Source organism: Bacteroides sp. Phil13 (assembly GCF_001940965.1).
In the GTDB taxonomy this organism is placed as follows: Bacteria; Bacteroidota; Bacteroidia; order Bacteroidales; family Bacteroidaceae; genus Bacteroides; species Bacteroides intestinalis.
This window is the reverse complement of the sequence record NZ_MSHA01000066.1, coordinates 20,588-29,352: the sequence shown is the minus strand read 5'-3', so window position 1 is coordinate 29,352 and position 8,765 is coordinate 20,588. Positions and strand designations below refer to the sequence as shown.

The window sequence follows — 8,765 nt, the reverse complement described above, 5'->3', positions numbered from 1 at the left end:
CAGGAAGGCTGCTTATTTCGCCTTATCCTGGTATTATACCTGGGATGTTCCCTTTGCCGAAGGTCAGATGTTGGGTGATATCGGTTTGAAGACCCGTGGCTGGGGTAATGTGTCTGTTGAGAATAACCATATTGATGTGTTTATTTTCGAGTTTGCTGATGTGTTACATTGGCTTTCCAAGGAGTTCAATGAGGCTCGTTTCTCAGACTTTGCTGAGGTTATTTCCACTTCCATGCGTCAATTGCTTCCCTATGAGGGTCATATGTGTGGTGTTGCTAAAGTAGGTTATTACCCTGAGGTTGTCCAACACACGAACTGGGATTACGGTCGTAATGGTAAGGGATATTACAATGATATATTCGCTCCGGGCTGGACGGTTGCCTCGCTGTGGGAACTCTTCTCTCCGGGACGTGCCGAGAAGTACTTGGCAAAGTAGCTGACAGAGCCTTTGAGCCACACAAGTGTTTCATCTATACAACGCTTGTGTTCTGTTTGTGTAACACAAGTGTTGTGCAGATGGAACACAAGCGTTCTGTTTTTACTGTCTTTATCGCATAGCCAGAGCCTTGTTTTCTGCTTCTTCCATTATTTCACGTTCTCCAGGACCTTTATCGTTAATCCCGCATAGGTGCAATATGCCATGAATAATAACGCGGTGCAGTTCTGTTTCGTAATCGCTGCCGAACTGCTCCGCATTTGTGCGTACCGTATCAAGGCTAATAAATAAATCTCCACTAAGGCGATTGCCTTCACAATAGTCGAAAGTGATAATATCGGTGTAATAGTCATGTTGCAGATAATGACGGTTTACCTCAAGTATCTTTTCATCGGAACAGAAAATATAGGCGATTTCACCGACTCTTTTTTCATAAGTCGCGGCAACAGCCTTAATCCATTCCGTTGTTTTGTTTTTTTTGATGGCGGGCATTTCTACACCGTCTGTCTGATAAGAAACCATATCAATTAAAAATTAAGAATTAAAAATCAAAAGAAGAATATGTAACTGATGATGATGGCGGCAAGGATACCTGCCAAGTCCGCTATTAGTCCGCAGGTGACAGCATTGCGTGTTTTGGTGATACCCACACTACCGAAATAAACTGCCAGAATATAGAACGTAGTGTCTGAGGCACCACGAGCTACACAACTCATACGCCCTACGAAAGAGTCCGCACCATATTCTTTCATAGTATCGATCATCAATCCGTTGGCTCCACTACCACTTAGCGATTTCATCAGAGCAGTTGGCAAAGCACCTGCAAAGCTGGTATCTACGCCGAACAATCCCACTACATAGCCGATGCCGCTTACTAACATATCCATTGCACCGGAAGTTCGGAATACGGCAATACCCACCAGAAATGCTACCAAATAAGGAATGATGCGAACGGCAGTGGTAAATCCTTCTTTGGCGCCTTCTACAAAAGCGTCATACACATTTATTTTCTTCCATAATCCCCATACAATGAAGAGTAGGATGATACTGAACAGAATGATATTGGCAATCAGTGTGGAGTATGTACCGATTTCTTCCCGACCGAGTCGCATAAACAGGTAAATCAGTCCGGCGAAGAAAAGGCTGATACAACCAATGAGGATAAGGATAGGCTTATTGATAAGGTTAATGCGTTGTGCGATACTGACCGCAATTACTCCTACAAGAGTGGAGATGGCAGATGTTATCAATATTGGGATAAATATATCAGTAGGTTGTGTAGCACCCATTTGTGCGCGATACATCATAATACTGATTGGGATTAGTATCAATCCGGAAGTATTGAGCACCAGGAACATAACCATCGGATTAGTCGCCGTATCCTTCCGGGGGTTCAGTTCTTGGAGTTCTTTCATAGCTTTCAATCCCATTGGAGTAGCAGCATTATCGAGCCCCAGCATATTGGCTGACAGGTTCATAAAGATAGAACCCATAGCAGGATGTCCTTTCGGTATTTCGGGGAAGAGGCGGCAGAAAACAGGGCTTAACCAGCGGGATAATGCATTAATCATACCGCTTTGTTCGCCAATCTTCATAATACCCAGCCAGAGTGAAAGAATACCAGTCAGTCCCAAAGATATTTCGAAAGCCGTTTTTGAGGAAGTAAATGTAGAGTTGACAAGCTCTGTAAAAATTTCAGTGTTGCCCATAAACAGAAGCTTGAGGAGTGCCACAATGAAAGCAATTACAAAGAATGCTACCCAAATGTAATTTAAAACCATAAAATAATGCGTTGATTTTCGTGCAAAAGTAGGAATATCTTTCCATTCAGCATGATAAATGGAAAGATTATTGCATTTATTAGGGCAATAACGCTATTTCAAATATGAAATTCTAGTTATCTTTGCTTTCTGACATTGGAGCGGTTGTGTGTTATAATGCGGCTGTTTGCAATGCCTCTGTTTAAATCAATAATTAAATAATATGAGAAACAAATGTATTTTATTTGCAGCTTTGCTGATGTTATCCGGTACAATCTCTGCCAAGGTTGTATTGCCACCGATGTTCTCGGATAATATGGTACTGCAGCAGCAGGCAGATGCTCCTATATGGGGTGAAGCTAAGCCGATGAAAACGGTGAAAGTAACAACTTCCTGGGATGGAAAGACGTATGAGACACAGGCTGACAAAGAGGGTAAATGGAAACTTTCTGTCCGCACCCCCGAAGCGGGTGGACCCTATGAACTTACGCTGACCGACGGACAGAAACTAGTATTAAAAAATGTAATGATTGGTGAAGTCTGGATATGTTCCGGACAATCTAATATGGAAATGCCTCTGGAAGGTTGGGGAAAGATTATGAACTATAAGAAAGAGGTTTCTGCAGCTGATCACCCCAATATCCGTTTATTACATGTAGAACATGTGACGAGTACCCAACCGGAGTCCGATATCAAAGTCCGTGATAATGGCTGGCAAGTATGTTCGCCGCAAACTATTCCTAATTTCTCGGCTACTGCCTATTTCTTTGGTCGTGAAATCTCTGAAAAGCAGAATGTGCCTGTGGGACTGATTCATACTTCCTGGGGAGGAACAAATGTAGAATCCTGGATAAGTGGGAAAGTGCTGCAAGAGATGCCGGACTTTAGCAATGTAGTAGAGGAAGTTCGTGCCATGCCTGATAAAACTGCGATGAAAGCGGAATATCTGAAAACTTTGGAAGCTTGGAATAATCGTGTGGATGAAGGTTTTGCTGCCGGGAAACCGGTACGGGCAGAAGTTTCTTTGGATGATAGTAACTGGGCAAAAATGAAATTTCCCGGTATGGTGGAGGAGCAGGGGCTTAATGGCTTTGACGGACTAATCTGGCTCCGCCGGACCGTTGATATTCCTGCATCCTGGGCAGGTAAAAAGGTTCAATTGATATTAGGAACTATCGATGATAATGATATAACGTATTGGAATGGTCAGGAAGTAGGACGCACTACTGGTTATACTATTCAGCGTAATTATACCGTTCCCGGTAAATTAGTCAAAGCCGGACAACTGAGTCTTGCCATTCGTATTGTAGATACAGGCGGTGGTTGCGGCATGCCGAACGATCTTTATCTTCGTTCTGCCAATGGAGAGCAAATTAGCCTTGCAGGAGAGTGGAAATATCAAGTGGCGGCTGATGCCCGTAAAGAGGGAATGCCTCCCAAAGACATGTCCGAGAATCCTAATCTGCCGACATCTTTGTATAATGCGATGATCCACCCATTAGTGCCTTACGGTATTCGTGGAGCTATCTGGTATCAGGGAGAAAACAACGCTTCACGTGCTTACCAATACCGTGAACTTTTCCCGTTAGTCATTGAGAACTGGCGTAAAGATTGGGGCAAGGATTTTCCGTTCTACTTTGTACAGTTAGCCAATTTTAAACCTGTATCTCCGGAACCGGTTGATTCTGATTGGGCGGAACTTCGCGAAGCACAAACCCGTACATTGTCTGTGGCAAATACAGGTATGGCGGTAATCATAGATAAAGGCGAAGCAAATGATATTCACCCCAAGGATAAACAGGCAGTTGGTCATCGTTTGGCATTGATAGCCCGTGCCAAGACCTATGGAGAGCAAATACCTTATTCAGGCCCTATGTACCACTCCTATGAGGTAGATGGAGATAAGATCATCCTTTCTTTCGACCATACTGAAGGTGGTTTAAAGAGTGGTGACGGAAAAGCATTACAAGGTTTTTCTATTGCCGGACGTGATCATAAATTCCACTGGGCAAAAGCAGAAATACAAGGCGATAAGATTGTGGTAAGTTCTCCGGAGGTATTATATCCCGTTGCTGTTCGCTATGGATGGGCCGATAATCCGGTTTGTAATTTATATAATGGTGCTGGCCTTCCGGCTTCACCTTTCCGTACAGATGATTGGAAAGGAGTTACGCAGAAATAATTTATTCGTTTAGTATAATAAAGACTCCGTTTATTGTCAATTGTAAATTATTGATAATAAGCGGAGTTTCTTTTAATACAGCTTGTTTATAGATATTATGAAAGTGAATCATAATCCACTAGCTTGCTTTTTATGTATAAAAAATGTTTATTATATACAATGAAAGGATAAAAATAGTCAATTTATATACTTTGCAGGATAAGGTGATATTTTATTTCATGTATAAGATATATCTTTATCATCCTATAATATACAACAGACAAATAGATTATGATGAAAAAAACGATTCTTGCCTGTGTTTTTCTGCAATTGGTTTTAGGAACTGTCTTTGCCCAAACGGTGGATTCTACCCATATCAAAAATATGCATGCTTACTATAAAAAGCATTTTAGTGATCCGACTGATCCCATAGTGCTGACGGCATCGGATACACTGCTGGATATGGCAATCAGATGCAATGATACAGTAATGTCTAAAATAGCTTTGGGAGCTAAGTTAGACTATTATTATTATGGTCAAGGTGAGAATCGTACAGATAGTGTCATAGCTGGAGTCAATCGTTTAAAGAGATTTGCCCGGAGTGTTGGGAACGCTGAACTTTATTATTGGGCATGGGCTGCCAGACTGGTTAATTATTATATCATACAGGGGGAATATAATATTGCTCTTCTTGAAGCGGAAAAGATGTTGCAGGAGGCAAAAAAGGAGGGAAAGCAAGAAAGTATTGCTGAGTGTTATTATGCATTAGCCAATGTCTATGCGGCGAAAGGTTTAATGAAAAAATCTCAGGAATTCATGCTTAAGGAGATAGATATTTTTGAGAATACCGATGTCGTAAGATACAATATATCCTGTCAGTACAGTGATGCCGCAAAGATATACATTGATCTGGGAGAAGAAGAAAAAGCTCCCGAACTACTTAAAAAAGCACTTAAGGCAGTCAAGTCTCCCTATCATGAAGTGACGGCAAACTTGGTTTATGTATCACTTTATCTTGCGCAGGGGGATACAGTGGCTGCCCGTCAGGCATTGGAGAAGTGTAGACAAATGTATGCGAATGAGCCTTCACTGAAACGCCATATACACTATCTGTATGATGTGGAAATTGATTATAACTGGAGAGTAGGTAACTACCATAAAGCTCTTGGCATACTGGATGAACGAGAAGCTGAGTTAAAGAAGAAAAATAATTTAGCCACTTTGATGCAACTGAGAAAAACGAAGGCGGATATTCTTTGGGATATGAACCGTAAGGAAGAAGCTGCCGGATTATACCGTGATTTTCTATTGGAACAAAAGAAAGAGAAAGAAAGGAATGAAGAGGTTGCCACCAGTGAGTTTGCTACTATGCTAAATCTGCAACAACTTACAGCTGAAAAAGTACGGTTGGAAAAGATCTCTCAAGAGAAGCAACTTCAAAATACCCGGATCATTCTTTTCTCTGTCATTGGAATTCTGTGTGTCGTTGTTATTTTCTTGTGGCAACAGAGAAAACTCAATGCCAAATTAGAAAAATCAAGGGATAAGCTGGATGAAAAGAATCGTATATTAATTGAAGCCAAGGAAGAGTTGCGTAAGGCCAAGGAGGTTGCAGAACAAAGTAATTGGCTGAAAACAATGTTTATTCAGAATATGTCCCATGAAATTCGTACTCCCCTGAACTCCATTGTCGGATTCTCCGGAGTATTAGTCGATATGCTTGACGATAAAGAAGACATCGGGCAATATGTGGCATTGATAGAAAGTAATAGTAAGTTGTTGTTAAAGTTGGTAGGTGATATTCTTGACATTTCTATTCTTGATAGTGAGGTTGAAATTAAGCACAATGCAGTTGATGTCAATGCTTGTTGCCAAGCCTCGATAGATGCGGCAGGGACTTTATTTTCTCCGGATACAAAACTTGTTTTTAAACCGGCTTGCGATGAACTGATCATAAATAGTAATTATAACTATATAGCACAGGTGCTTGATAACCTGTTGAGTAATGCATCGAAATTTACTCATGAAGGTTCTGTTACATTGGCTTATGAAGTAAAAAAAGAGACGAATCAATTGATTTTTACGGTTACGGATACCGGAATAGGCATTCCCATTGACGAGCAAGAACGTGTATTTGAACGCTTCGTTAAGCTGGATAACTTTAGTCAGGGAGCAGGGCTGGGCTTATCTATCTGCCGTATCGTTGCAGAAAGGTTGGGAGGTTTTCTGATTATAGATAAAGAATATACCCAAGGTACCCGCTTTATTTTCTGTGTGTCAATGTGAAGAATAAAATGAAAAACGGTATTTTTGTGCTCTACTAAATTTAAGAAAATGCAGACAGCAAAGGAAATCCAGCAAGAACTGGAGCAATACATTGATCCTGTGAAGCGGGAATACCTTCCTAATTTCTTCAAAACCGGAAAGGGACAATACGGAGAAGGCGATAAATTTCTGGGTATCGTAGTTCCTAACACTCGTATTGTGGCGAAGCGTCATAAGGATGCACCGTTCAAGGTAATGGTAGAATTGCTGCAAAGTGAATGGCATGAATGCCGCCTGTGTGCCTTGCTGATGTTGGTAGAACGTTTTAAAAAGTGCGATGAAAAGGACAAAAAAGAAATATTCAACTTTTATCTGACACAGACTGCCCGCATCAATAACTGGGATTTGGTTGACCTTTCCGCTCCGGGTATTGTGGGCGAATATCTGAAAGATAAGCCTCGTGATGTCCTCTATCGTTTGGCCGATAGCGATTTATTGTGGGATCAGCGCATAGCAGTGGTCTCCACCTATACACTAATTAAAAACGACGATTTCATCGATATTATTTCTCTTTCTGAACACTTTTTGCACACTCGTCATGACCTGATGCGAAAGGCTGTAGGCTGGATGTTGCGGGAAATGGGGAAGCGGGACAAGGACTTATTGGTGCAGTTCCTTGAAAAGCATTGTAAACTGATGCCCCGCACGATGTTGCGCTATGCGATAGAAAAATTTCCGGAAGAAGAACGAAAACAATTTATGCAACGGTAATAGGCTGACATATACTGTTGGCCACACTTTTATCGTTTGTGCTGCAAAAGCCCAGGTAGGCAATCAAAGTATCGTTTTTCCAGTCTTTAGGAAGTTCCAGTTCGGCGTTGCCATCCGAGCGCATAGCTGCTGATGTATCATAAACAGCCAAGGCCTTCTCTTGGTTGTACACTAATAGCATGGCTGCGTCTGTAGCCATTGCATTCCCCTGTCCGCTATTATCCTTCCAGGTAAAGAGGGCTTTGCTGCCTTCGGTGCTTACTGTTGTATCGGATGCTTGTGTCAGGCTTCCGTGTGACACCAGCACTTTGTTATAGTCAATTTCTAATCCCTGTTCACTGTCTGCGAGGGCATTTTTCATCACATAGGACATGGCAGCGTTGAAAGCAGTCTGTCTTTCTGCGAATTCCCGGTATCCGATGCGTAGAAAGGGAGTAATTGTTCTGAGGAAGTTGAGTGCCACCTGAAATTTGCTCCGTTGTCCCTGTTGCTTTTCGGTGCGTGGGTTGGTCATGTTGGCAGGACGGGTACGCATATAAGGTATCCCTTTCCATGTACATCCTACCAGATTTCCTACTTTTCCTGTGAATTCGCCGAAAACTCCTTTTTTAATTTTTCCCATGATGGTTTAATTTTTAGTTATTTATATTTTGTTGTTTGTGAAGGGAGAGAGAAGTCTGGATGTGGCTTTTCTTATTCTTCATGCATTGCTCTTTGAGGGGTGCTGCATCGCAAAGGTATGAATAAACTTTTTCTTTTTCTTTTGATTTGTGGAGTTTGTTTTCAAGAATTCATGAATATACGGAGAGAATGTATGTGATGCGGTGTTTCGGCATAAATATTACCGGTATCAGACAGGGTTACGTCTTACCTTCTCCCTATATAATAAGAAGGAGTAGGTAGGGAGTAGGTAAGGAGTAAGTAGGGAGTAGGTACGGCCCGGATTTTTCTTTTTTATGGTTATCCGGATGGCTATGAGGACCTAAACGGATACTATACGGTAAAAAAATGGCATTAAAAACATCCTGAATAATTTGGCATGTACACTGAAACCTCTTAACTTTGTCACAATCTCAGCTAGCCGGTGGGTTAGGGGGAGGTTTTTATTATTGTAATAGAAAGACGTTTACGAACGTTATCTTCTAGTCTCAAATCTCGCAAATTTGAAATCTATAAGAAGATACGGCAACGGGAACGTCCACTTGAGGTGTTTTGTCCAAACATTGCGCTTGGCGTGGTGTTCTGTATATTCATCTTGGCGTGGGCTAGCTGCGTTGCTTATCCTTATAGATGGGCATGCGAGAGCCTGAGACTGGGATAAGTGAAAGTACAGACTCCCACGTCTTTTTTTGTGTATTGCTGAATCAGGGGA

The 8,765-nt window shown here is 41.7% G+C and carries 6 protein-coding genes and 1 pseudogene; 4 read left to right on the top strand and 3 right to left on the bottom strand.

The genetic code is table 11. The features are described 5' to 3' along the window. Positions 1 to 436: pseudogene (locus tag BWI44_RS12095) on the top strand (hypothetical protein); the annotation flags it as partial. Between the two features lie 111 nt (positions 437 to 547). Here BWI44_RS12095 and ybeY read toward each other — a convergent pair. Together ybeY and BWI44_RS12085 are read right to left on the bottom strand one after the other, a co-directional pair. Further along, a complete protein-coding gene (gene ybeY / locus BWI44_RS12090) occupies positions 548 to 958 on the bottom strand; it encodes an rRNA maturation RNase YbeY (protein WP_195208548.1) in 411 nt (136 codons plus the stop codon). A 26-nt stretch (positions 959 to 984) separates the two neighbouring features. Continuing rightward, positions 985 to 2,217 (bottom strand): spore maturation protein, encoded by a 1,233-nt coding sequence (locus tag BWI44_RS12085; protein ID WP_195208547.1) that lies wholly within the window; start codon positions 2,215 to 2,217, stop codon positions 985 to 987. A gap of 202 nt (positions 2,218 to 2,419) precedes the next feature. Between BWI44_RS12085 and BWI44_RS12080 the strand changes: the two genes are divergently transcribed. The 3 genes from BWI44_RS12080 (at position 2,420) to BWI44_RS12070 (ending at position 7,393) form a co-directional block, all read left to right on the top strand. Beyond that, on the top strand, positions 2,420 to 4,378 hold the full coding sequence (locus BWI44_RS12080; protein WP_118216235.1) for a sialate O-acetylesterase: 1,959 nt from the start codon (positions 2,420 to 2,422) through the stop codon (positions 4,376 to 4,378). A gap of 270 nt (positions 4,379 to 4,648) precedes the next feature. Continuing rightward, positions 4,649 to 6,643, top strand: coding sequence for a tetratricopeptide repeat-containing sensor histidine kinase (locus BWI44_RS12075; RefSeq protein ID WP_195208545.1), 1,995 nt, complete (start codon positions 4,649 to 4,651; stop codon positions 6,641 to 6,643). 48 nt (positions 6,644 to 6,691) lie between these two features. After that, the gene (locus BWI44_RS12070; RefSeq protein ID WP_195208544.1) at positions 6,692 to 7,393 is read left to right on the top strand and encodes a DNA alkylation repair protein; all 702 of its coding nucleotides are present in this window, start codon (positions 6,692 to 6,694) and stop codon (positions 7,391 to 7,393) included. On the opposite strand, the gene BWI44_RS12065 is transcribed toward BWI44_RS12070, so the two are convergent. Then, positions 7,380 to 8,015 carry a DUF6266 family protein gene (locus BWI44_RS12065; RefSeq protein ID WP_118216233.1) on the bottom strand — a complete coding sequence of 212 codons (636 nt, stop codon included), beginning with the start codon at positions 8,013 to 8,015 and terminating at the stop codon, positions 7,380 to 7,382. The two genes, BWI44_RS12070 and BWI44_RS12065, sit on opposite strands and share 14 nt — an antisense overlap. Positions 8,016 to 8,765 lie beyond the last annotated feature (750 nt).